This window comes from Ruminiclostridium cellobioparum subsp. termitidis CT1112, from assembly GCF_000350485.1.
GTDB lineage: Bacteria > Bacillota > Clostridia > Acetivibrionales > DSM-1351 > Ruminiclostridium > Ruminiclostridium termitidis.
The window spans coordinates 21,210-43,822 of record NZ_AORV01000022.1 but is presented as its reverse complement, the minus strand read 5'-3'; the positions used below and the strand labels follow the sequence as shown (position 1 = coordinate 43,822).

The 22,613-nt window shown below is 44.5% G+C and carries 21 protein-coding genes and 1 riboswitch; of the genes, 19 read left to right on the top strand and 2 right to left on the bottom strand.

What is annotated here, in order from left to right; genetic code table 11:
* Nucleotides 1-50: 50 nt before the first annotated feature.
* Both CTER_RS05915 and CTER_RS05910 read right to left on the bottom strand, forming a co-directional pair.
* Nucleotides 51-263 (bottom strand): hypothetical protein, encoded by a 213-nt coding sequence (locus tag CTER_RS05915; protein WP_004624408.1) that lies wholly within the window; start codon nucleotides 261-263, stop codon nucleotides 51-53.
* On the bottom strand, nucleotides 236-2,068 hold the full coding sequence (locus CTER_RS05910; RefSeq protein WP_004624449.1) for a hypothetical protein: 1,833 nt from the start codon (nucleotides 2,066-2,068) through the stop codon (nucleotides 236-238). The genes CTER_RS05915 and CTER_RS05910 overlap by 28 nt, the downstream gene beginning before the upstream one ends.
* Nucleotides 2,069-2,233: 165 nt before the next feature.
* On the opposite strand from CTER_RS05910, the gene CTER_RS05905 reads away from it, so the two are divergent.
* The 19 genes from CTER_RS05905 (at nucleotide 2,234) to CTER_RS05815 (ending at nucleotide 22,553) form a co-directional block, all read left to right on the top strand.
* Nucleotides 2,234-3,061, top strand: a complete 828-nt coding sequence (locus tag CTER_RS05905; RefSeq protein ID WP_004624340.1) for an AraC family transcriptional regulator — start codon at nucleotides 2,234-2,236, stop codon at nucleotides 3,059-3,061.
* 40 nt (nucleotides 3,062-3,101) lie between these two features.
* Complete coding sequence (locus CTER_RS05900) at nucleotides 3,102-4,265, top strand: DUF116 domain-containing protein (RefSeq protein ID WP_004624328.1); 1,164 nt, start codon at nucleotides 3,102-3,104, stop codon at nucleotides 4,263-4,265.
* 63 nt (nucleotides 4,266-4,328) lie between these two features.
* Nucleotides 4,329-5,219: a diacylglycerol/lipid kinase family protein gene (locus tag CTER_RS05895; protein WP_004624349.1), complete on the top strand. Its 891-nt coding sequence runs from the start codon at nucleotides 4,329-4,331 to the stop codon at nucleotides 5,217-5,219.
* Nucleotides 5,220-5,234: 15 nt separating this feature from the next.
* Nucleotides 5,235-6,398, top strand: coding sequence for an exonuclease SbcCD subunit D (locus CTER_RS05890; RefSeq protein ID WP_004624361.1), 1,164 nt, complete (start codon nucleotides 5,235-5,237; stop codon nucleotides 6,396-6,398).
* 192 nt (nucleotides 6,399-6,590) lie between these two features.
* The gene (locus tag CTER_RS05885; protein ID WP_004624384.1) at nucleotides 6,591-9,761 is read left to right on the top strand and encodes an AAA family ATPase; all 3,171 of its coding nucleotides are present in this window, start codon (nucleotides 6,591-6,593) and stop codon (nucleotides 9,759-9,761) included.
* Nucleotides 9,762-9,891: 130 nt separating this feature from the next.
* Nucleotides 9,892-10,111: riboswitch (cobalamin riboswitch) on the top strand.
* Nucleotides 10,112-10,292: 181 nt separating this feature from the next.
* A complete protein-coding gene (locus CTER_RS05880; RefSeq protein ID WP_004624375.1) occupies nucleotides 10,293-11,036 on the top strand; it encodes an energy-coupling factor ABC transporter permease in 744 nt (247 codons plus the stop codon).
* Nucleotides 11,037-11,054: 18 nt separating this feature from the next.
* Complete coding sequence (locus CTER_RS05875) at nucleotides 11,055-11,348, top strand: energy-coupling factor ABC transporter substrate-binding protein (protein WP_004624374.1); 294 nt, start codon at nucleotides 11,055-11,057, stop codon at nucleotides 11,346-11,348.
* Nucleotides 11,345-12,127 carry a cobalt ECF transporter T component CbiQ gene (cbiQ, locus tag CTER_RS05870; protein WP_004624383.1) on the top strand — a complete coding sequence of 261 codons (783 nt, stop codon included), beginning with the start codon at nucleotides 11,345-11,347 and terminating at the stop codon, nucleotides 12,125-12,127. Before CTER_RS05875 ends, cbiQ begins: the two co-directional genes overlap by 4 nt.
* Nucleotides 12,124-12,978: an ATP-binding cassette domain-containing protein gene (locus tag CTER_RS05865; RefSeq protein WP_004624358.1), complete on the top strand. Its 855-nt coding sequence runs from the start codon at nucleotides 12,124-12,126 to the stop codon at nucleotides 12,976-12,978. The genes cbiQ and CTER_RS05865 overlap by 4 nt, the downstream gene beginning before the upstream one ends.
* A 23-nt stretch (nucleotides 12,979-13,001) precedes the next feature.
* A complete protein-coding gene (gene cbiD, locus CTER_RS05860; RefSeq protein WP_004624455.1) occupies nucleotides 13,002-14,138 on the top strand; it encodes a cobalt-precorrin-5B (C(1))-methyltransferase CbiD in 1,137 nt (378 codons plus the stop codon).
* 125 nt (nucleotides 14,139-14,263) lie between these two features.
* Nucleotides 14,264-14,944 carry a precorrin-2 C(20)-methyltransferase gene (cobI, locus tag CTER_RS05855; protein WP_004624320.1) on the top strand — a complete coding sequence of 227 codons (681 nt, stop codon included), beginning with the start codon at nucleotides 14,264-14,266 and terminating at the stop codon, nucleotides 14,942-14,944.
* 117 nt (nucleotides 14,945-15,061) lie between these two features.
* Nucleotides 15,062-15,817: a precorrin-4 C(11)-methyltransferase gene (gene cobM / locus CTER_RS05850; RefSeq protein ID WP_004624447.1), complete on the top strand. Its 756-nt coding sequence runs from the start codon at nucleotides 15,062-15,064 to the stop codon at nucleotides 15,815-15,817.
* A 1-nt stretch (nucleotide 15,818) separates the two neighbouring features.
* A complete protein-coding gene (locus CTER_RS05845; protein WP_004624418.1) occupies nucleotides 15,819-16,868 on the top strand; it encodes a cobalt-precorrin 5A hydrolase in 1,050 nt (349 codons plus the stop codon).
* Nucleotides 16,837-17,862, top strand: coding sequence for a glutamyl-tRNA reductase (gene hemA / locus CTER_RS05840; protein ID WP_004624401.1), 1,026 nt, complete (start codon nucleotides 16,837-16,839; stop codon nucleotides 17,860-17,862). The genes CTER_RS05845 and hemA overlap by 32 nt, the downstream gene beginning before the upstream one ends.
* A 30-nt stretch (nucleotides 17,863-17,892) precedes the next feature.
* A complete protein-coding gene (gene cobJ, locus CTER_RS05835; RefSeq protein WP_004624396.1) occupies nucleotides 17,893-18,624 on the top strand; it encodes a precorrin-3B C(17)-methyltransferase in 732 nt (243 codons plus the stop codon).
* 106 nt (nucleotides 18,625-18,730) lie between these two features.
* Nucleotides 18,731-19,519, top strand: a complete 789-nt coding sequence (gene cobK, locus CTER_RS05830; protein WP_051066531.1) for a precorrin-6A reductase — start codon at nucleotides 18,731-18,733, stop codon at nucleotides 19,517-19,519.
* Between the two features lie 84 nt (nucleotides 19,520-19,603).
* Nucleotides 19,604-19,966, top strand: a complete 363-nt coding sequence (locus CTER_RS05825; RefSeq protein ID WP_004624440.1) for a sirohydrochlorin chelatase — start codon at nucleotides 19,604-19,606, stop codon at nucleotides 19,964-19,966.
* The gene (locus CTER_RS05820; RefSeq protein WP_004624414.1) at nucleotides 19,963-21,162 is read left to right on the top strand and encodes a bifunctional cobalt-precorrin-7 (C(5))-methyltransferase/cobalt-precorrin-6B (C(15))-methyltransferase; all 1,200 of its coding nucleotides are present in this window, start codon (nucleotides 19,963-19,965) and stop codon (nucleotides 21,160-21,162) included. Before CTER_RS05825 ends, CTER_RS05820 begins: the two co-directional genes overlap by 4 nt.
* Before the next feature lie 11 nt (nucleotides 21,163-21,173).
* Nucleotides 21,174-22,553 carry a cobyrinic acid a,c-diamide synthase CobB gene (locus CTER_RS05815; RefSeq protein ID WP_040760444.1) on the top strand — a complete coding sequence of 460 codons (1,380 nt, stop codon included), beginning with the start codon at nucleotides 21,174-21,176 and terminating at the stop codon, nucleotides 22,551-22,553.
* The last annotated feature ends 60 nt before the right edge of the window (nucleotides 22,554-22,613 follow it).

Here is a 22,613-nt window from a genome sequence, read left to right as displayed (position 1 = left end):
AGCCAGAGATATTTTTATTCTCTGGCTTTTAGTCCGATGACAGTTCTTACTTAATCAAAAGTTGTTATTCTCTTGAGCATGTTTCTGTATCTGAAACGTGCCATTTCGTTTTTTTCAAGGACATCCTTTTCATTGCCTGTGTATTGGCACCTAAGACAATAGTATTCATCCCTGTCCTTGTCATAAAACATATCAATATCCAGATCCCTCATAAAGCAGGAGGGGCATCTGTAATTCAGTCTGCCTTTTCCAGATTGAGACATGTGATCATCTCCTCGTTATTAGAAATATTCTTTGTTAATCCAAGGGTAAACATTGGAGAGAAGGCATAACCTTCTCTGAAATATCCTTCAACTCCATCGACCACAGGAGTCATTGAAAGTCTGGTGTCAATCTGGGGAACCACGGCTTCAACCTTCCTTGCATTTAAAACACTTTCTTCACGGCACTTATATTTGTAAACGATTTCCTTGACGTCGTTTTTACCTATACATTTCAGAATAATTCCGTACATATCCTCAGGGTACTCTGTTGTTCCATAGCAGGCTGTAGTATACTCGTTTATGTGAACAACCGCGTCAGGATTGCTCATCTCAATTATTTTTCTGGATATTTTAATTTTACCTGTACCCTCGGTAAAGGTAAAAGTTGATACAAGCTTTATGGTAAGGTCACTGAATTCTATCTCTACAGGATCAAGAGTCAGGATTCTGTCCTTACCTTCCTGTGAAAACCTGGCTTTAGTTCTGCAAAGACACAGGTCGACTTCTTCTCCCTGATAGCTTACCTTGCAGCTCTTAATGGTACCCTCGCCTGCATAATGGGTGAAATAACCTGCTCTGTACATGGATTGGATAAGGAAGGGATATGATGCGTCCTGTACATGCTTTGTACCAATACCCACAGGCCAATCAAGCTTTGAAACATAAGGTCTCAGATCAATAAGCGCTCCGCCCTGATTCATATCCACACAGGTTCTGAGGTAAGGATCAACATACCAAAACAGCTGCTTTTCTGACCCATACAGTATGTCCTTCCATAGAGCACACTCCGGCTCGGTGTAGGTTTTATTTGCCCGGTACCAGCAGGCAAATTCAGTCATGGTCATATCTTCAATTTCGCCCTTGTCACGGAGTTCGGCATAATAAGCCATACCATCTTCATAACTCTTCACAAGCAGTTCATACGGGGCTTCCCAGCGTCCCATTTTGTTCATCCAGCCCGGGCCGACAAACATCATGTTGTAAGCATACCCGTTGTTGTATTTTGCAAGTGATCTGTATTGATCAATGAGATTATAAAGGTAGGGATATTCTCCGTTCTTATAGATCATACCTCTCAATACATTCTGCGGGTGAGTTCCGAAGTTGGAGCCGTTTCCGTCGAAGCAGGCCAGAAGATCTCTTGAAAGGTGCGGGATAGCTACTATGCCGCTGTCTTCCGCTTCATTGGCGGCAGGGGAGTGTGTATTCTGTTTGGATGGTATCCAGGGATTCCACGGGCCTCCGTCAAATAGAGTGTACCAGGAGTTATTACAGGTTCTGTAGGCCTTCGGACCTTCCTCCCAACATGTGGCAACGGCACATGTCACCATGGGATATTGCTGCTTTATATAATTGGTAAGCTCGGCGTCCAAATAGTATGAACCTGTTGAAGTAGGATAGAAACCGAACGCCTGATGGAATTTTTCAAAAACATCCGTAACAATGGATTTTTTATCCTCCATTGAAAACATCCATATGCAGAAATCCTTTGTCTTGTATTTTTCCCTGAATTCCTTGCAGGGTAGACCGAGAAGCGTAAGACTTATTTCATCACCGTATTTCTCATGATGTTCTTTCGCCAATGCAACGGCCTCCTCATTGAAAAGACTTGCATAGGTCATTTGAATGGTTGTTTTAAACCCGTTATCGTGAGCGATTTTTTGCTGAAGCCTGAAGATATCTAATGATTCGGTGAGAAGACTTTTTCTTGAGATATCCTCTTTTTTACCCTGGCCGGTAACTTTTTCGGCATATTCGGGAACCATTTCCGGCCTGTGAATTATATTTAAAATAAACTTACCCATAATTTCTCCCTTCTATAGGATTTTAATGGAATTACGTGTTTTTAGAGACCTTTTATATTGCTGTATATAATTATATTTACATTATAAAATACTATTGTGCATGTTTCTATAATAGTATATTATACTTATATGAATATATGAAACTCGATGGGACGTTCTTAAACTATGAATAATTACCTTTTTGCTTTGATAACCGAAGAGGATAAGTTGCCATACTATGTAAAGGGTGTTGGAGGTCTCAGGAATCAGGACCATATAGAAAGGCCCAATGGCTACACCGACTACCAATGGATACACTGTGTGAGGGGAGCCGGCAAGCTGCTTATAGACAACAAGGAATATATTGTACATAAAAATATCGGATTTTTGCTTTTTCCGGGAGTGCCTCATGAATACTATGCCCTGGAAGAGCCCTGGGAAACACACTGGGTAACCTTTGACGGAGAGGGAGTTCAGCTTCTGATGGCTGCGCTTGGTTTTAACAGTTATGAAGTTTTAAGTTTCGGTGATCTGAAAGTGCTGGATAATCTTATCAACGAAATTTACCTGGCTGCCTCCTCCAAGGGACTGATAATGGGATATGAGTGTTCTGCCAAACTGTACACTCTTCTCATAGAGCTGCGCAGGCACAAAATGAAGGAGGAAGAGGCGACTGGGGTCTCAAAGCTGAGGCAATTGGAGCCTGTTATTAAATTTATTGAGAACAATTACTCTGAAAATCCTTCAATTGAGGAAATGGCCGGCACCATAAATGCTTCTCCGCAGTACCTCTGCAGACTTTTTAACAAAACCTTCAGAATGAGGCCGTTTGTATATATGACCCTGCTGAGAATGCAAAAGGCAAAGGAGCTGCTGATTCGTGAGAGAGATGCCACAGTCGGGGATATCGCAGAAAAGACAGGATATAACGATACAAGCTATTTTTGCTCGGTTTTTAAAAAGCATGAAGGGGTAACACCTTCTGAATTCCGCCAGCTGCACAGACAGAGCTGAGAACGCAGTTTATTTGAAAAATATAATGGAGACCTATCTTATGGATGTTGTAACATATTCTCTAAAGAGGGACCGGGTATCCTCTGATAAATACTATCTCTCAATAGCGGCTTTTACCGACAGGGTACTGCAAAAGGGTGAACAAATGCTGAAATTCCAGGTGTGCTCATTTCACACCTGGAAGCATGCTGCAAAACCTTCTTCCTTTGAAGAAGGACTTTTGGAACTGCTTATTATGGGAGTTTATTGGAACGTATATATAGACGCCTCAAAGGAATTAAAAGGAGTCCCGGGCAGACTGCTGACGACGGTGAATGACTGGAGGGACGGGGCGGACCGTTTCAAGCTCACTCTGAATAAAATTAAAGGTCTTCTGGCCACCCTTTTTATTTCAAAAAAATCATACGAAAAAACTGCTGTAGATACAAATACGAAAAATCTTGAAACTTTGCTGGTATTCCTTAGAGCAACCGGTGAATTCAAGCAGGAGGTAAAACGGCTGGAAGCCTGGCTGGAATACTTGAAGCAGCTCAATAAAAAAGACTCGGCCGGTATCATAGCATCAGCTGCCGCCTTTGCAGAATGGTTCCGGACAGAAGGCATGGCAGCGCTGGATGTGTACACTTCCCGGGTTCAGGACTTTATTGGCTGCAAATGGCCCGAACATCGCTGGAAAGAGGATTATATTTTCTGCGGAAGTCCGGTTGTGGAATACCATCTGAATATGGTGGGGGCCGAGATCATGAACAGGATATACCATGCTGATTTTATTGGAAGGAAAGAGAAGGTATTGCTGCTGCCCCATTGCATAACGAAACCCTCGGCCGGAAAATGCCAGGCCAGATCCACGGGCAGAGGCTACGTTTGCGCAGGCTGCTCGGCCGGCTGTCAGGTAAACAATCTGACCAGGCTCGGTAAAAAGGAAAATTTTCAAGTGAGAATAGTTCCCCACGAATCCTCCATTGCTTCCACAAAAACTGATGAGTCACTGTTCCCGGAAAATGCCGGCGTCATAGGTGTATCCTGTGTATTGAACCTGATTTCCGGCGGCTGGATGCTGGTGGAAAAAGGAGTTGCTCCCCAGTGTGTCCTTTTGGATTACTGCGGTTGTAAAAACCACTGGCATGAGGAGGGGATCTCCACCGCTCTTAACGAAAAGCAGCTGCTGAAAATACTTGAAAGCCAAAATTATCTGCATCTATAAGTAAAAAATTAATTATGATAAAATATAAAACATGGCAGTCAAGCACATTATTTTGGGGGTCTCATGAAACACATCTTTATTATTAATCCCGCGGCGGGAAAAGGCAGATCAATGGAACTGATTCCATTCATACAGGAATGTTTTAAAGACAAGGAAAACGATGAATTTATTATAGAAGTAACAAACTATCCCGGACATGCTGCCGAAATTGCCAGAGCACATTCAGGCACAGGCGATTGCAGGATGTATTCCATCGGCGGAGACGGAACGGTAAATGAGATAGTAAACGGAATAGCGGGAACTTCAGCTTCACTTGGAGTAATACCCACCGGTTCGGGAAATGATTTTATACGCAGCCTGCATTCTGAAACCGATGTAAAAAGCATAATAACCCGAACTATAAATGGAATAGAGAAAGATATCGACCTGGCGAGGGTAAATGATAAATATTTTGTAAATATATCCTCCATAGGCTTTGATGCCAATGTGGTATACAATGCCATAATGTTCAAGAAAAAGCCCGGGATAACAGGAAGTATGGCATACCTGCTTTCAATCATATATACAGTGTTTAAGCACAAGATCTGCACTGTCAAGGTAGACATAGACGGTGAAAAAATAAACATGAAGGCACTTCTGGTGGCAGTTGCCAACGGAAAATACTACGGCGGGGGAATAATTCCCGCACCTGCAGCGGAACTTGACGACGGGCTGCTGGATATATGCCTTGTCGGTGAAGTGAGCCGTTTAAAAATACTCAATCTTTTTCCAAAGTATATGAAGGGGCAGCATGGTGTGATCAGGCAGGTAAGCTTCAGAAGGGGTAAGAGGGTCAAAATTGAGAGCGAAGAGGAACTTTGCCTGAATATCGACGGGGAGATAGTTTCTGCCAAAACAATAGATTTTGAAATAATAAAGGCGGGAATCAAGGTCGTCCTGCCGTCCCCATTTTAAAATGAGGAGGTTAGTATGAAAATAATACATACGGGAGACTGGCATATTGGAAAAATTGTAAATGAGTTCAGTATGCTGGAGGAACAAAAGTATATATTGGAGCAGCTTGTCTCTGTGGTGGAAAGGGAAAAGCCCGATGCGCTTATTCTGGCCGGAGATATATTCGACAGGAGCATTCCCCCTGTTGAGGCGGTTGAACTGGTGGATGAAGTATTCAACATGCTTCTGCTGGAAATGCAGGTACCCGTTCTGGCAATAGCCGGAAACCACGACAGTGCAGAGCGCCTGTCCTTTGCAAGCAGGATACTGACAAACAACGGTCTCCACATTGCCGGCATATTCGACGGAAATGTACCCCGCATATCTCTTGAGGATAAATCAGGACCTGTTAACTTTTATCTTCTGCCTTACACCGATCCCAGAAATATCCGTCACATTTATGATGATAATCAGATTTCCACACATGATGATGCCATGAAGAAAGTCATGGACAGAATTGGACAGGCCTTTAACTCCAGTCAGAGGAATATCATGGTGACCCATGGCTATATTACTCAGATGGGCAGGCCGGCAGAGTACACAAGCGAATCCGAACGGCCTTTGAGCATCGGAGGTACCGAATTTGTTAATTCGGATTATTTTGGCATGTTTGACTATACGGCGCTGGGACATCTGCATGCACCACAGAAGGCCGGTTACGACAATGTCAGGTACTCCGGTTCCCTGCTGAAATACTCATTTTCAGAGGTCAGGCAAAAGAAAGGTGTTACGGTGGTCGAACTGGGTGAAAAGGGAAATGCAATCCACAGACACATAGACCTGATTCCCAGAAGGGACATGAGGATCATAAAGGGACCTGTAAATGAGCTGATCAGCCCGGAAGTCTACAAGAGCGCCAATGCTGAGGACTACATTTATGCCGTACTTACCGACAGGGGAGAGCTGATAGACCCAATCTCCAAGCTGAGAGCGGTTTATCCCAATATCATGGGGCTTTCAAGGGAAAGCGGGAGCCGGAAAGAGGGTTCTAAAACCTCCGCCTCCCAGGGTTATAAATCAAAAACCAAGCTTGAGCTGTTTAGAGAGTTTTATGATTCCATTCAGGGAGAGCCCCTGGGGCAGGAAGCAGAAGAGGTTATGGCAAAAATAATCGGAGAAGTTGAGAAGGAAGGAGGTTAGCTTGAAAGACTTCACTTGCGTTCGTCTTCCAAGCTAACCTGTGAATTTATGGCCGTGCGAAATATTCAAAGTATTTATCAAATACTTTGAAAGCGCACATGGCCAATTAACCTCCTTTATTCGCCTTATAGCGGATGAGGGAGAGAGATTTCATTACAGTTTTTGGCCGCTAAGCGGCTCATGGAGGTTAATATGAGACCGTTAAAACTGACCATAAGTGCCTTTGGACCCTATGCCGGAGAGCAGCATATAGATTTCACCAGGCTCAATGAACAGATATTTGTTATTTCAGGGCCTACAGGTGCCGGCAAAACAACTATTTTCGATGCCATCAGCTTTGCACTTTTCGGGGAGGCTTCGGGCAGCAGCCGTGACAGGGACAGCCTGAGAAGCGATTTTGCCCTGCCTGAAACAGAGACATATATAGAACTGGAGTTCGAACTCAGAGGTAAAAACTATAAAATCAGAAGATCCCCGCAGCAGGAGCAAAAAAAGCTGAGGGGTGAAGGGTATACCGTAAGGAATGCCGATGCGGAACTGCTGCTGCCCGAGGGCTCACTTGTGACCAAAATAGTGAATGTGGATGAGAAAATAAATGAACTTCTGGGGATAAACAAGGCACAGTTCAAGCAGATAGTGATGCTGCCCCAGGGCGAATTCAGAAAGCTGCTTGAAGCCGACAGCAGTGAACGTGAACTGATTTTCAGAAAAATATTCGGAACGGAAGGTTTTGCAGAAATTCAGAGAAGGCTGGATGATGAAAGCAGGGAGCTTTATAAATCAGTCCATGACATAAAGACCCGGATCGACACGCATATTAAACACGTAGATACTGGTGAGTACCCCGGGCTGGAGGAACTGAGAGCTGCCAAAAACATAAATGTGGTGCTTTTCATTGAAAAGCTCGGAGAAACCGCCGGTCATGACCGGACCGCCTTAGATACACTGAATTCCCGGCTTCAGCTCCTTGCCAAAAAACAGGGAAGTGTGAAGGAAGAGATGGCAAAAGCTGCTGAAATCAACAAAAAGCTTGCAAACAAAGAGCAGTTGGGGGCAGAATATAATGCTGACATTAGCCGGCTTGAAGAATTCAGGGAAAAGGAAATTAATCTGGAGCTTTCCAGAAAAGCTTTGCCCATAGCCGAGGTCGACGGACAGTTAAAGAAAGCGGCCCAGAGCATACTGCTCAAAACCGGCCAGCTTGAGCAGGCAAAGCAAAAGGTTCAGAGCTGTTCCAGGGAGTTTGAAGCGGCTCAGCAGCAGTTTCAGGCTCAAAAGGAAAAAGAGCCTGTCAGGAAGAAGTACGAGACCGAATTGACCTTGCTGAACAATATGTTTCCCAGGGTAATACAATACGAAAAAGATATAAAAGCCCTGGAAGCTGCCACCCGGAAAGACAGCGAAATAAAGCAGGAGCTGGACAGAACCCAATCCCTGCTCGAACATGCCAGAATCAGTTACAGAGAGCAGGAAGAAAAACTGAGAAGCCTATACGCGGCTGAAACGGAAAGTGTCCGCCTGGACAGGGAAATATCAGCCAATAAAAAGCTGTTGGTTGAGCTGGACAGTATAAAAAAGCTGATTGAAGCCTACTTTGAGCAAAACAGCTTATATGAGGAGGGGAAGCTGTCATTTGAAAGCTTTGACCTGGAATATGTCAGCTTCAGAAACAGGCTGGAGCGGGAAGAGGACAATTATTTACGCGGACAGGCAGGTCTTATGGCAAAGACACTGAAGGACAATTGCCCCTGCCCCGTATGCGGTTCCACCGAGCACCCCATGCCGGCTGCCCTGCCGGCAGATATAACCGGACAGGAACAGCTTAAGGGCCTGAAGCAGCAGTTTACGATACTTGGCGAGCAGAGAACGGAGAAATTAAAAGAACTGTCCGAACTTAACGGAAATCTCGAAAGCAAACGGCTTGAAATAATGAACAGGCTTTTGGCACTGGAAGAGGATACTTTGCCCTCAGCAGAGTTTGAGGGTGCCGGTCTGGTTGATACCGATTTGTTATTCCTCAAAATGCGGAAAATCAGGGAGCAGATCAACAAAAAAGGAGCCGCTCTGAAGGCCGAAACCCTGGAGCTTATTTCGGAATATAAGGAGAAAAATGAGTTGGTACAGAATAGGACTGACTTTGAAAATACATATAAGGAAACAGCCGAAGGCATCAAAAAGTTCGAGGAAGCTCTGAAGAAGCTGAACGAGCGTAGAACTGCTATTTCCGGGGAAGTTTCCCGTGCCCGTGCAGCAGTTGCCGCCATAGAGCAGGAGGTGCCCGTGGACATGAGAGCAATATCTAAGCTTAATGCGGCGGCGGAAGCTGTAAAGGGAGCTATAGCGGAAATGGAGACAAATTTCTCAAATGCCGAGCGTGTTCAGGAACAAACCAGACAAGCCTTGAGCAATGCCGAAAGGGAGCTTGCGGTGACTGCCACCTCTCTGAAAGAGAGTGTGAAGGAAAAAGACAGTCTGGAGGAGCTGCTGGTAGAAAAGCTCAAGGCCGCGGACTTTAAGGACTATTCGCACTATGCCTCAATGAGAAAAACCCAGGAGGAATTGGCCTCTTTACAAGAGGATATCAATATTTATCATCAAAAGCTCAAGTCACATAAGGATATGCTGGAGCATCTCGAGGAAGAAACAAAAAATATGAGTATTCAGGAAGTGGGTACTCTGGAACAGGAATATCAGAAGCTGCTTACCAATCAGAACGAAGTACAGGAAAAACTGAATATAGTGTTTTCGAGATATTCCAATAATATTAAAACCCTTGAACAGCTTGAAAAAATTATGGACAGCCTTCAGGAGCTCGAAAAGAAATACAACATAATAGGAGAGCTTTCAAGAATAACAAAGGGGGATAATCCCCAGAGACTGACCTTTGAAAGGTATGTGCTTGCCGCATACTTTGACGAAATAATTACAGCTGCCAACCTTCGCCTGGAGAAAATGACAGGTTCGAGATATTTGCTCCAGAGAAAAGAGGATAAAAGCAAGGGCCGTGCCCAGCAGGGACTTGAACTGGAGGTATTCGACAACTATACCGGCAAGTCAAGGCATGTGAAGACCCTTTCCGGAGGAGAGGGTTTCAAGGCTTCGCTGGCCCTGGCACTTGGATTGGCCGATGTTGTCCAGTCCTATTCGGGTGGTATAAGTCTTGATACACTGTTTGTGGATGAAGGTTTCGGCTCGCTGGACCCCGAATCACTGGACAGCGCCATACAATGCCTGGTGGATATACAGAAAACGGGAAGACTGGTTGGTGTAATATCACATGTTGCTGAATTAAAAGAGAGAATAAAGTCGGTGCTTGAGATAGTTTCAAAAAAAGAGGGGAGTTTTGCCAGTTTTCACATATGATAAGTATAAATTGACTTTAGGGATTTTGTTAGGATATAATTGGTATGGGAATAACCAAATAATATAACTTCAGGTTTCTTGAGAGGTTCAAGAAACCGATTTTATAATTTAGTCATTCCTTAGTAAAATTTAATAATTTTTGAATACTGGTTGCTTAAGAAATTAAGCACTAAGAGGGAAGCCGGGTGAAAATCCCGTACAGTCCTGCTGCCGTGATGACGGAGGAGGTTCTCCGGAAGCTTTGTATTTTTAGTATGAAGCTTCCAAATGCCACTGGGCGATCAGCCTGGGAAGGTGAGAACCGACAAAGATGTCTTAGTCGGAAGACCTGCCTGTATTATCTGCAAATGCCAATATGCGGAGTGCTATGACTTCACAGAGTATGAAGTGTGTAGTTTGTCAAAGAGACGGAATACCATAATACATAAAATTATGTTATTTTTTCTTTTTACAAATAAAACCCTTTTCTTCAAGAACATAGAGGTTTTATTTTTTTTGGCAAATATTATTAAATTATTGGGGGTTTTAAAAATGAATAATGTAAGTCTTAAAAGGATTGCTGTCTGTCTTGCGGCGGCAATAAGTCTCTTTCTGCTGTTCCCTTTAAGCGCAAATGCCATGCACATTATGGAGGGATACCTGGCACCGGTCTGGTGCATAAGCTGGGGCGCACTTTGTATCCCGTTTCTGGTAGCAGGCGTATTTGCCATCAAAAAGAAAATCAGTGCTTCAACTAAAAATCTTACACTGCTGGCCATGTGCGGAGCTTTTGCATTTGTGCTGTCGGCATTGAAAATGCCTTCGGTTACAGGCAGCTGTTCACATCCTACCGGAGTGGGACTGGGAGCGGTATTATTCGGACCCACGGCCATGTCGGTCATTGGAGTTATAATATTATTATTTCAAGCCATTTTACTTGCACATGGAGGTATAACAACTCTTGGCGCGAATACTTTTTCCATGGCAATTGTGGGACCTTTGGTTTCATTTGGAATATTCAAACTCTCTAAAAAAATGGGAGCGAAATCTGGACTTGCCGTTTTCCTTGCCGCTTTTCTCGGGGATCTGATGACCTATGTCACCACCTCGGTGCAGCTGGCTATGGCGTATCCTGATGCCACAGGCGGATTCATGGTTTCCCTTGGAAAGTTTATAAGTATTTTTGCTTTCACTCAGTTACCGCTTGCAGTTTGTGAGGGGCTGCTGACTGTTGTGATCTACAATGTGCTGGTGAAATACAGTTCAAAAGAACTGGAACAGCTTTCTGCCATTTAATAAGAGGAGGATATCGTTATGAAATTATGGAAAAAGAATGTGATATTGATACTGGTTGTAGTTTTATTACTTGCAGCTCCGCCTCTTTTGATGAAGAATGCGGAATTTGCAGGAGCTGATGGCCTGGCTGAGGAACAGATACTGCAAATCAATCCGGATTATGAACCATGGTTTAATTCTCTGCTTGAACCCGCAAGCGGAGAGATAGAATCCCTGTTGTTCGCTCTTCAGGCAGCAGTGGGTGCGGGCCTGGTCGGTTTTGTACTTGGCAGGCTTACGGGCAGGAAAACTGATTCAGGTATAGAAGGATGATGCTGACTGATAAATATGCCTATTCCTCAAGCCTATCAAGGGTGAGTCCCGAGGCAAAAATGTTGTTTTCACTGGTTCCTTTGGCAATATGTCTTTTATTTAATTCAATTGCACTAAGTCTGGTGACCATAGTGATTATGGCGGTAGCCACTGTGAAATTCGGTAAAATGAGCCTGCCCACATATATGGGATTTATTATGGTGCCGCTTGGCTTTATGGTTATCGGAACCTTAACAATACTGATCAACAGATTTGAACAGGGACATGCTCTCCTTATGGGATTGCAGGTAGGACAATATGCATATGGAATTGATGCGGGCTCACTGAACCTGAGTCTGAAATTGGTATTAAGAGCTCTTGGCGCTGTAAGCTGCATGTATTTCCTTTCATTGAATACTCCTTTGTCGGATCTTTTTCAGGTGCTGGGACGTACAAAGCTCCCGCAGATCATCGTGACACTGATGGAATTGATATACCGTTACATATTTGTCCTTTTGGAAGAGGTTGAAAGGATGATAATAGCAAAGGATTCAAGATTGGGCAACATCAATTTTAAAACTTCAATGAGTTCCCTGGGAGAGATCATAAGCATGTTGTTTATCAGGGCATATCAGCGGTCTGAAAGAATTTATGCAGGCCTTGAATCAAGAGGCTATAATGGGCAGTTCAAAACCATAAATGAAGAATATACATACAGCAAAAATATGTATATTGCTTCTGTTGCGGTAATCATACTGCTTTTAAGCGCAGGCATGACTGAAAGGTTTTTTTATATATGAATATAATTGAGACGAAAAATCTAAGCTACTCATATAATGGAGAAAAAGCTGCTCTGGACAAGGTGGATATAAATATTCCCAAAGGTAAGACCACAGCTGTTTTGGGCGGGAACGGAGCAGGCAAATCAACTCTGTTTCTGACTCTTAACGGTGTGTTGACTCCGGAATCGGGTGAGGTTTTTTTCGACGGTAAAAGAGTAAAGTATGATAAAAAAGGCATTACCGATATGAGAAAGCGTATTGGAATAGTATTCCAGGATCCCAATGACCAGTTGTTTTCTTCAAGTGTCAGGAAGGATATTTCATTCGGCGCCATGAATCTGGGACTGGGGCTTGATGAAGTGAGGGCACGGGTCGAGCTGGCCATTACACAGACAGGTATTGCTGAATATATTGACAGCCCGACCCACGCTTTGAGCTTCGGGCAGAAAAAGCGGGTGGCCATAGCAGGAGTGCTGGTAATGCAGCCCGAGGTTATCATACTGGATGAACCTACGGCAGGTCTTGATTCCAGAGGAGCAAGCGAGATATTGCAGCTCTTATCGGAAATAAAGGAAAAAACAGGAATAACGGTCATACTGGCTACTCATGAAATGGATATTATTCCGCTGTACTGTGACTTTGCCTATGTTATGGATCATGGCAGGGTCATAACGGGAGGTGCGGTAAAAGAAATTTTGTCAAAGCCGGAGCTCTTGAGGAGCCATTCTTTAAGACTTCCCAGAATAGCGCACCTGATGGAGATATTGAATAAAGAGGACAAGCTGGAGGTTGATATGACTGCAGCTACAATATCAGCGGCCAGAGCGGCAATTAAAAAAATTGTTTCTGTTAAATCAGCAGGAAATTAAGGATTTGGAGTAAGCTTATTATCATGGAGGATTTTGTTGTAAAAGAAGGCAGGAAATTAAAGTGCGGTTTTACTACCGGGAGCTGTGCGACCGGAGCGGCAAAGGCATGTGCTGAAATGCTTTTAACAGACAAAACTATTGCCGGGATTGCTATAGATACTCCTAAGGGTATTAGGCTGAACCTTCAGGTTGAGGACATAATCAAACAACAGGGGTGGGTCAGCTGCGCCGTAACAAAAGATGCCGGAGATGATCCTGACGTTACACATGGAATAAGGATTTTTGCCAGAGTTGAAAAAATTGAAAATGGTATATTGATCGAGGGCGGAGAAGGTGTGGGACGTGTTACCAAAAAGGGTCTTGCCTGTGCCGTAGGAGAGGCTGCAATTAATCCGGTCCCCAGAAGAATGATAACGGAAGCTTTGATGGAGACTGCCCTGAAGTACAATTACAAGGGCGGTTTCTCTGTTTTTATCTCTGCCGAAAACGGTGAAGAGGTTGCAAAAAAAACCTTCAATCCAAGGCTGGGAATAACCGGTGGGATTTCAATACTGGGAACCAGCGGCATTGTTGAGCCCATGAGTGAAAAGGCATTGATAGATACCATTCATGTTGAAATAAACAGCAGGCTGGCAGAAAATCAGGAGACTCTCCTCATATCACCGGGGAATTACGGAAGAGATTTTGCGTTAAAGCGGTTTGGCCTTGACCTGGAAAAGGGAATTAAATGTTCAAACTTTATAGGTGAGACCATAGATTATTCCGTTTATATGAATGTGAAAAACATCCTGCTGATAGGGCATGCCGGGAAGCTGTGCAAGATTGCCGGAGGTATAATGAATACCCATTCCCGGACAGCAGACTGCAGGTGTGAAATATTTACGGCCCATGCGGCACTTGCGGGGGCATCAGGGGAGCTCATAAGAAGAATGATGGAGGCCATAACCACCGAGGAAATGGATGACATATTGCAGGAGGCAGGGCTGGCCCCAAAAGTGTATGAAAGTATGATGTCAAAGATTGAATACCACTTGAATCAGAGAGCTGCCGGCAAGACCAGGGTGGAAGTAATAATGTTTACAGCCCAGGGTAGCTATTATGGGACAGCCGGAGCAGGTAAGCTGATAGAAATGCTGTCAAGGGAAAATACCAGCAGTTGACATATGGGGTGATATAGTTTGAAAGCGCACATGGCCAATTAACCTCCTTTATTCGCCACATTGCGATAAAGGATAATTGCTTACATAACATTTTATGGCCATAAATGTGGCTCATGGAGGTTAAAATGGATGGAATATTATATGGTGTAGGTGTCGGGCCGGGTGATCCCAGGATGCTTACGTTACAGGCAGTAGAAACACTTCAGTCTGCCGACGTGATTGCAGTACCCGACACAAATGGTGAAAAGACTGCCCTTAAAATAGTCAGGGATTATATAAAAAATAAGGAACTTTTGTTTTGTCCCATGCCTATGAGCAGGGACCGGGAAGTGTTAGACAAGGCACATGGGACAAGCTGTGACATGCTGGAGAAGGAATTGTCCAAAGGCAGGAACGTGGCATTTATAACCCTGGGTGATCCTACAATTTACTCAACGTACATGTATATTAACAGAATTATGTCTGAGAGGGGTTATAGAACAAAGATAATACCCGGAATCACCTCTTTCTGTGCTTCAGCCGGAGCGCTCAATATATCCTTATGTGACAGGGATGAAGCTCTAATGATAATACCTGCCTCCTATGGGATCACAGATGAACTTCTGGCATTGAAAGGTACAAAGGTTTTCATGAAAAGCGGCAGGAGTATGGCTTCAATTAAAGACAGGCTAAAGGAAATGAAGCTGTACGACAGGGCTCTGATGGTGGAATGCTGCAGTATGGAGGATGAGAAAATATACAGGAGTCTTGATGATGTGTCTGATGATTCAAGCTACTTTTCTACTATTATTATAACGAGGCGATAGATGTCCAGGGTGTCCTACAGGACATCTTGCCACGTTGAAACGCGCCTAATGTAAGAAAATTTTTCTACAGCCGAAAAATTTTCTATTAAATCTATGCGTTATAAAGGATAAATGATTATGGTGACATTTGTAGGGGCGGGACCAGGAGCGGCCGACCTGATTACCGTCAGAGGAAGAAACCTGCTTGAAACAGCGGATATTGTTATTTATGCGGGCTCCCTGGTCAATCCCGAACTGCTGAAATATACCGGGGAAGGCTGCAGTATATATAACAGCGCCGAAATGACCCTGGAGCAGGTTATAGAAGTAATGGAAGCAGGAGCAAGGCAAAATAAAAATATTGTAAGACTGCATACAGGTGATCCGAGTATTTACGGTGCTATCCGTGAACAAATGGATTTACTGTCCGAAAAGGGAATAGAATATTCGGTGGTTCCCGGTGTCAGCTCCTTCTGTGGGGCGGCAGCAGCGCTTAAGGCCGAATATACCCTGCCGGAGGTCAGTCAGACCGTAATATTGACCCGGATGGAGGGACGGACTCCGGTGCCTGAGAAGGAGGAAATATCAAAGCTGGCTGCACACCAGGCATCAATGGTTATTTTCCTGAGTTCGTCCATGCTTGAAAAACTCAGTCACAGGCTAATGGCGGGGGGATACAGTCCGGACACACCAGCCGCCATAGTATACAAAGCCAGCTGGGCCGATGAGAAAATCGTGCGGACCAGCATTGACAGATTGAGTACTGCGGCAAAGGAGAATAATATTACAAAAACTGCTCTGATCCTGGTGGGTCATTTTCTCGGAAACGAATATGAAAGATCAAAACTCTATGACCCTGCTTTTACACATGAATTCAGAAAGGGTTCAAAATAGTATGAAAATACAACTGACCTCCTTTACAAAAGCAGGCGGAATATTGTGCAAAAGGCTGCGTCAGGAGCTGCTCAAGCTGGGATATGAAGCAGAAGGCTGCTGCAAATATGCTACGGACGATTTGATGCTTCTGACCGAAGACATAAGGACGCATACAAAAAAAGCCTTTGAAAATTGCAATGCTGTCATATTCATAGGCGCGGCCGGGATAGCGGTTCGGGCCATAGCGCCGTATATCCGTTCAAAGGACAGTGATCCGGCGGTTCTGGTCATCGACGAAAAGGGTAGATATGTGATACCTGTTCTGTCGGGACATATGGGAGGAGCCAACAGCCTTGCAGTCCGCCTTGCAGACATTCTTTCGGCTCAGCCCGTTATAACTACGGCCACGGATATCAACCGGAAATTTGCTGTGGACTCCTGGGCGGAAGAACATGGCTGCTTTATAGCAAATATTGAAAATATTAAGTATATCTCGGCAGCCATATTAAGGGGCGAAACCGTCGGACTGTATTCGGATTTTCCTGTTGACGGCAGTTTGCCCGAGTATATAGACACAAGTGATAATGCCCATGCAGGCATTTATATTTCAAGGGAGTATAAGAAAAAATTTTCTCACACGCTACACCTTATACCAAAACAATATGTAATTGGCATTGGGTGCAGGAAAAATACCGTATACGAAAACCTTTTGGAGGTCATAAACTCAGTCCTGTGCAGTCACGGTATATCAGCCTGTGAGGTCGGTGCCATGGCCTCCATTGATATAAAAGCCGGGGAAAAGGCCCTGATCATGCTTGCAAAGCATTTGAAAATTCCCTTTTATACATATTCGGCACGGGAACTTTCAGAAGTGCAGGGCTCCTTTTCACAATCCGATTTTGTAAGGGAGACTACGGGAGTTGACAATGTATGTGAAAGGGCGGCTGTGAAGGCAGGAAACGGGAGACTGACGGCCTGCAAATACAGCAGAAACGGGATAACTGTCGCCATAGCACAAAAGGAATGGAGATGCAGCTTTGAGGATAATACTGGCATATTTGGATCATAAATCGGCAGATATAAATGTCCGTGAGAAATTCAGTTTTACTGCGGGAAGGATAAGAGAAATACTGAAAGATATTGTACGGGACCGGAACATTTCAGGTGCAGTTCTGTTATCAACCTGTAACAGGACCGAGCTTTACATATCTTCTCAGAATGCTTCCGGAACGGATCCTGTGCAGCTTTTATGCAAATATTCAGATGCAGGAGAAAGAATTGATTCAAATATATTTAATATTAAATATGACAATGATGCAATCTTACATTTGATGGAGGTGGCCTGCGGGCTGGAATCAATGGTACTTTGCGAAGACCAGATCATAACCCAGGTTGGAAACGCTGTGCAGACCGCCCGGGAGGAAAAAGCCACCGATTCGGCGCTTGAGACTATTTTCAGACTTGCGGTTACAGCGGCCAAAAAAGCAAAGACCACGGTCAGAGTAAAGGCTGTTCCGGGATCTGCCGCTGAAAGTGCAGTTAACTTTCTTGCAGCAAAATACAAGCTGGATAAAAAGAAGGTACTTGTTATAGGCAATGGCGAAACAGGAAGGTTGTGCTGCAGGGAACTGCTTGAAAGAGGAGCGGAGGTAACAGTGACCCTTCGGAAATACAAGTATGGTGACACAATTGTCCCTTTTGGCTGCAAGACCATAGCCTATGACGAAAGAGCCGGGTTTATGCCAAATTCGGATATTGTCATAAGTGCCACCCTGAGTCCTCATTACACAATAACCTGTGACATGGTGAGGAGGCTTGAGAGAAAACCTGCATTTTTTGTGGATCTGGCACTGCCAAGAGATATTGACCCGGATATTAAAGGGATAACGGGGATTGAGAGCTTCAATCTGGATGACTTTTGTTCCGATTATGAGAAGTCCAATTTGAAGGAAATAGGAGAAATAAAGCAGATCATCCAGGAGCACCTGCTCAGGTATCTGAAATGGAAGAGCTATACACAGAAGCCAATACAGGAAATTGTGTCCGGAAATGAAATGTATTAATCCACACAGCAAATCATGCAGGAGGTCAACTTGAAAATATATGTTATAGGGACAGGGCCGGGAGAGGCGTCACAGCTGACGGGAAAAGCCCTGAAAGCATTAAATGACAGTGATTTAATCGTTGGGTATCAGGTATATATTGATTTGATAAAGCATCTGGTTCCGGATAAGGAAACTTTTTCAACACCGATGAAAGGGGAGGTTGAACGCTGCAAATACGCTGTAGAGACAGCTTCCACGGGGAAAAAGGTTGCAGTCATATCAAGCGGAGATGCCGGAATTTATGGAATGGCAGGGCTCATATATGAGGTGCTTGAAGCATATGGAAACCTTGAAATACAGGTGGAGATAATTCCGGGAATAACGGCTGCTGCATCTGCGGCAGCTGTGCTGGGAGCACCCCTGACAAATGATTTTGCAGTTATATCTCTCAGCGATTTGCTGACCCGGTGGGAGGATATAGAAATCAGGTTAAGGCTTGCAGCCCGGGCTGGTTTTGCCATATGCATATACAATCCTTCAAGCAGGAGGCGAGGAGATTATCTCAGAAAGGCATGTGAAATAATCATGTCAGAGATAAGCAGCAGCACGCCTTGCGGATATGTGAAAAATATCGGGCGCGAAGGACAGGAGAGTAAAATCCTTACACTTGAAGAACTGGCAGCAGAGCAGGTGGATATGTTTACGACGGTGATTATAGGAAACAGTAATACAAGGGTGATAAATAACAGGCTTGTCACTTCCAGAGGATACAGGGTATAGAATTATATTAACCGGTACTCGCGTACCGGCAAATCAGCATATTATCCAACTGAGAAGTTGAGCGCCAGCTTAGCCGGCACAACGCATTATTTTTCAGAAGTAAGCTATGACAATATCAGGAAACGAAGGGATGCAATTGAGGGTACTGGTTTTTGCAGGAACTACCGAGGGAAGGGAAATTACTGAATTTCTGGCCAGTAATAAGATAGCTGTCACTGCCTGTGTTGCCACGGAATATGGCCGGATGGTGATGCCCTTTAACGAAGGGGTTGAGATCAGGACAGGCAGACTGTCACAGGAGCAGATGGAAGAACTTTTAAAGGACTATTCCTTTGTAGTTGATGCAACCCATCCATATGCGGAAGCAGTTACAAAAAATATTAAGGCTGCATGTTTAAATTCCGGCATGGAATACATCCGGTTACTCAGACCCTCTATAAATACCGGTAATGTCGTTACTGTGGAGGATACAAGGGCAGCAGCGGAATTTTTGAATACTGTTGAGGGAAATGTCCTTCTTACAACAGGCAGCAAGGAATTAGACGCTTTTACGGCTGTGGGAGATTTTCAGAAAAGACTGTATGCCAGAGTTCTTCCGGCTCCTGAAGTGGTTGATAAATGTGTGAAACTGGGCTATAAGGGAAAAAACCTTATCTGCATGCAGGGACCTTTTTCACATGATATGAATCTGGCAATGCTAAAACAAATAGATGCAAGGTTTATGGTTACCAAGGATACCGGAACCGCCGGCGGCTATGAGGAGAAAATATCGGCAGCCCGGGCTGCCGGTGTAACAGTGATTCTCATAGAGAGGCCCTCTGGGCCACAGGGCTTGACCCTTGAACAGTTAAAACCATACCTGGCCCAAAAAACAGGTATAAAGCTGCATGAATAGACACGTATTGCAATAAAACAAAATTCATTACGATTTATGGCCGCTATTGCGGCTCAAAGCCATAAATGGTTTGGGAGGTCAATTATGAAAGCAATATTGATACTGGCTCACGGAAGCAGAGAAAAAACAACACAGGAAACCCTTGAGCGGGTTACTGAAATGACAAAAGCCCAGCTGCCGGAAGTCATGATTGAAACAGCATATATGGAGTTCTGTGAGGTAAATCTGGAAAACGGACTGGATACGCTGATCGAAAAGGGTGCCGATGAGATAGTTGTAATACCCTATTTCCTTTTTGAAGGTATTCATATAAGGGAGGATGTACCGGGAGAAATACATGAATATCAGACAAAACATCCCGAAGTGAAAATTTCCCTGGGCAGTACCCTGGGATCTGATCCCAGGCTGGCCGGAATTCTTGCCGACCGTATCAGAGAGGTGCTATGAAAAAGAAGCTATATATAATAGGTTCCGGGCCCGGAGCCCGGGAACTGTTGACAGAAAGGGCCCTGCAGGTATTAAAAAGCTGTGACCGGATATACAGCACAACACATAGACATAAAACAATTTTGTCTGGTATGGCGGCAAATATTGAGGAGTGCAGGATTCAGGATATCCCTTCGGTCCTGGAAACCTCGGACGGCGTAAACATAGGGCTGCTGGTATCCGGGGATACAGGTTTCTTCAGTGTTGCAGGAAGCTTGCAGCAAAGGCTGGAGGGTATGGCAGACATGGAAATTGTCTGCGGTATCAGCAGTTTGCAGTACTTTTGTGCCAAAGAGGGGATAAGCTATGAGGACATTAAGACAGTAAGTCTTCACGGAAGGCAGGGCTCCATAGCCGGAACAATTTCCTACAACCGTAAGGTATTCGTTCTTACAGGCGGGGACAATAAAGCCCATCTGATATGTAAAAGCCTGATGGAAGCAGGTATGTCCCACATCAAAGCAGTTGCTGGAGAGAACCTGTCAATGGAAAATGAACGTATTGTCAGGGGAACGGTAAAAGAACTGGCCGGGAACACCTTTGAGGACCTTTCGGTATTGCTGCTGGAAAATCCGGATTTTATCAATTGCCATATTCCATTGTATGACAGGGATTTTGTCAGAGGAGAAGTACCCATGACCAAGGAGGAAATACGCGCCGTAACGCTGTCAAAGCTGGCTGTTGAACCGGATGACGTAGTTTACGACATTGGAGCCGGTACGGGTTCAGTGGCAATTGAGATGGCCAGAAAAGCATATAACGGCAGTGTTTTTGCCATAGAAAAAAATGATGCCGCACTGGAGCTTATAAACAGGAATCGTGAAAAACTGGGTGCATTCAATGTAACGGTAGTTCCAGGGACTGCCCCGGGTGTATTTGCCGGAATTCCACGCCCAAACAAGGCTTTTATAGGCGGAAGCAGCGGCAATATGGATAAAATTGTCCGGGAATTGCGGGTTAAAAATCCCCAGGTGGACATAGTTGCAAATACAATTAGCCTTGAAAGCCTTAATGATGCGGTTAGCACCTTTGAAAAGCATGGTCTTGCTACAGAAATTGTGTGCATTAATTCAGCTGTAGCCAAAAAAGCAGGAAATTACCACATGATGATCGCCAACAATCCCGTATATGTTATTTCGGGGAAAAGCAGGCAGTAATGGGGGGAAACATGGAAACAGGCAAATTTAATGCCATACTTTTTGCGGGAACAGGGAGTGGCTGCGGAAAGACCACCGTTACCTGCAGTATTTTGAAAGCACTGATTAACAGAGGCATAAAGACGGCAGCCTTTAAGTGCGGGCCGGATTATATCGATCCCATGTTCCACTCTGAAATAATAGGTACCGGTTCAGGCAATCTTGATACCTTCCTGTGCGGGGAAAACAATGTAAAGTGTCTTTATGCAAAAAATGCAAAGGGGGCCCGGATATCGGTTATTGAAGGGGTAATGGGCTTTTATGACGGGCCGGGCGGTGACGGCAGTCATTCAACATACACTGTGGCAAGGCTTACCGGTGCTCCGGTCATTCTTGTGGTCAACCCGAAAGGGATGTCGCTGTCCATTGCAGCTATTATCAACGGGTTTAGGGATTTTATGCCTGAAAATCACATAAAAGGAGTAGTAATAAACTCTGTAACTCCTGCCCTATATGAGATGTATAAACCAATAATTGAGGAGAAAACCGGAATCAGGGTTTACGGATTTTTACCGGCATTGCCGGAAGCCGTTATTGAGAGCAGACATCTCGGTCTGGTAACTTCGGGTGAAATAGAGGATATAAAGCTAAAGCTGGAGCTTATGGCTGAGAATGCCGGGAAGTATATTGATATTGACGGACTGCTGCAGCTGTCACAGACAGCGCGGTCCATCCAATATGACCCTATGGAGGTACACCGGAGCTGCAGCTGTAATATAGCAGTGGCCATGGACAGAGCCTTTTGCTTTTACTACAGGGACAGCCTTGAGCTGCTTGAGCAACTGGGCGCGAAACTAACCTTGTTTTCACCGCTAAAGGATGAAGCCATTCCGGAAAATGCCCATGGACTGATCCTTGGGGGCGGGTACCCGGAATTATATACACAAGAGCTGAGTGAGAACAAGAGCATGCTCTCAAGCATAAAATGGGCAATAGAAAAGAAAATGCCCGTCTACGCCGAATGCGGAGGGTTTATGTATCTGCAGAAGTCTATCACTGACGCCGGTAAGGACAGTTATCCAATGGTCGGGGCTTTGAAGGGCAAGAGCTTTATGCAGGACAGGCTGTCAAGATTCGGATATGTCACACTCAAAGCAAAGACCGACAATCTGCTGTGCAGGAAGGGGGAAAGCATCAATGCCCATGAATTCCATTACAGTGACAGTGACAATAACGGCAGTACTTTTGAGGCTCTCAAACCTGACGGAAAGAGAAAATGGGAATGCATTTTTGCAGATGAAACCGTAGCCGCGGGATATCCCCATATGCATTTTTACGGGAATATCAGGTTTGCTGAAAATTTTGTGCAAAAATGCAGTGAATATGGAAAATCAAGAGCTGAAAATATTTAAGCTCTTAAAGATAGATTTAAAGATTCCAGAAATAAAGTAAAGTGAAGTAAAAGGATAAGG

Bases quoted from the DNA above. Each gene is read 5' to 3' on its own strand.
- CTER_RS05915 (WP_004624408.1), bottom strand. From the start codon at position 263: ATGTCTCAATCTGGAAAAGGCAGACTGAATTACAGATGCCCCTCCTGC.
- CTER_RS05910 (WP_004624449.1), bottom strand. From the start codon at position 2,068: ATGGGTAAGTTTATTTTAAATATAATTCACAGGCCGGAAATGGTTCCC.
- CTER_RS05905 (WP_004624340.1), top strand. From the start codon at position 2,234: ATGAATAATTACCTTTTTGCTTTGATAACCGAAGAGGATAAGTTGCCA.
- CTER_RS05900 (WP_004624328.1), top strand. From the start codon at position 3,102: ATGGATGTTGTAACATATTCTCTAAAGAGGGACCGGGTATCCTCTGAT.
- CTER_RS05895 (WP_004624349.1), top strand. From the start codon at position 4,329: ATGAAACACATCTTTATTATTAATCCCGCGGCGGGAAAAGGCAGATCA.
- CTER_RS05890 (WP_004624361.1), top strand. From the start codon at position 5,235: ATGAAAATAATACATACGGGAGACTGGCATATTGGAAAAATTGTAAAT.
- CTER_RS05885 (WP_004624384.1), top strand. From the start codon at position 6,591: ATGAGACCGTTAAAACTGACCATAAGTGCCTTTGGACCCTATGCCGGA.
- CTER_RS05880 (WP_004624375.1), top strand. From the start codon at position 10,293: ATGAATAATGTAAGTCTTAAAAGGATTGCTGTCTGTCTTGCGGCGGCA.
- CTER_RS05875 (WP_004624374.1), top strand. From the start codon at position 11,055: ATGAAATTATGGAAAAAGAATGTGATATTGATACTGGTTGTAGTTTTA.
- cbiQ (WP_004624383.1), top strand. From the start codon at position 11,345: ATGATGCTGACTGATAAATATGCCTATTCCTCAAGCCTATCAAGGGTG.
- CTER_RS05865 (WP_004624358.1), top strand. From the start codon at position 12,124: ATGAATATAATTGAGACGAAAAATCTAAGCTACTCATATAATGGAGAA.
- cbiD (WP_004624455.1), top strand. From the start codon at position 13,002: ATGGAGGATTTTGTTGTAAAAGAAGGCAGGAAATTAAAGTGCGGTTTT.
- cobI (WP_004624320.1), top strand. From the start codon at position 14,264: ATGGATGGAATATTATATGGTGTAGGTGTCGGGCCGGGTGATCCCAGG.
- cobM (WP_004624447.1), top strand. From the start codon at position 15,062: ATGGTGACATTTGTAGGGGCGGGACCAGGAGCGGCCGACCTGATTACC.
- CTER_RS05845 (WP_004624418.1), top strand. From the start codon at position 15,819: ATGAAAATACAACTGACCTCCTTTACAAAAGCAGGCGGAATATTGTGC.
- cobK (WP_051066531.1), top strand. From the start codon at position 18,731: ATGACAATATCAGGAAACGAAGGGATGCAATTGAGGGTACTGGTTTTT.
- CTER_RS05825 (WP_004624440.1), top strand. From the start codon at position 19,604: ATGAAAGCAATATTGATACTGGCTCACGGAAGCAGAGAAAAAACAACA.
- CTER_RS05820 (WP_004624414.1), top strand. From the start codon at position 19,963: ATGAAAAAGAAGCTATATATAATAGGTTCCGGGCCCGGAGCCCGGGAA.
- CTER_RS05815 (WP_040760444.1), top strand. From the start codon at position 21,174: ATGGAAACAGGCAAATTTAATGCCATACTTTTTGCGGGAACAGGGAGT.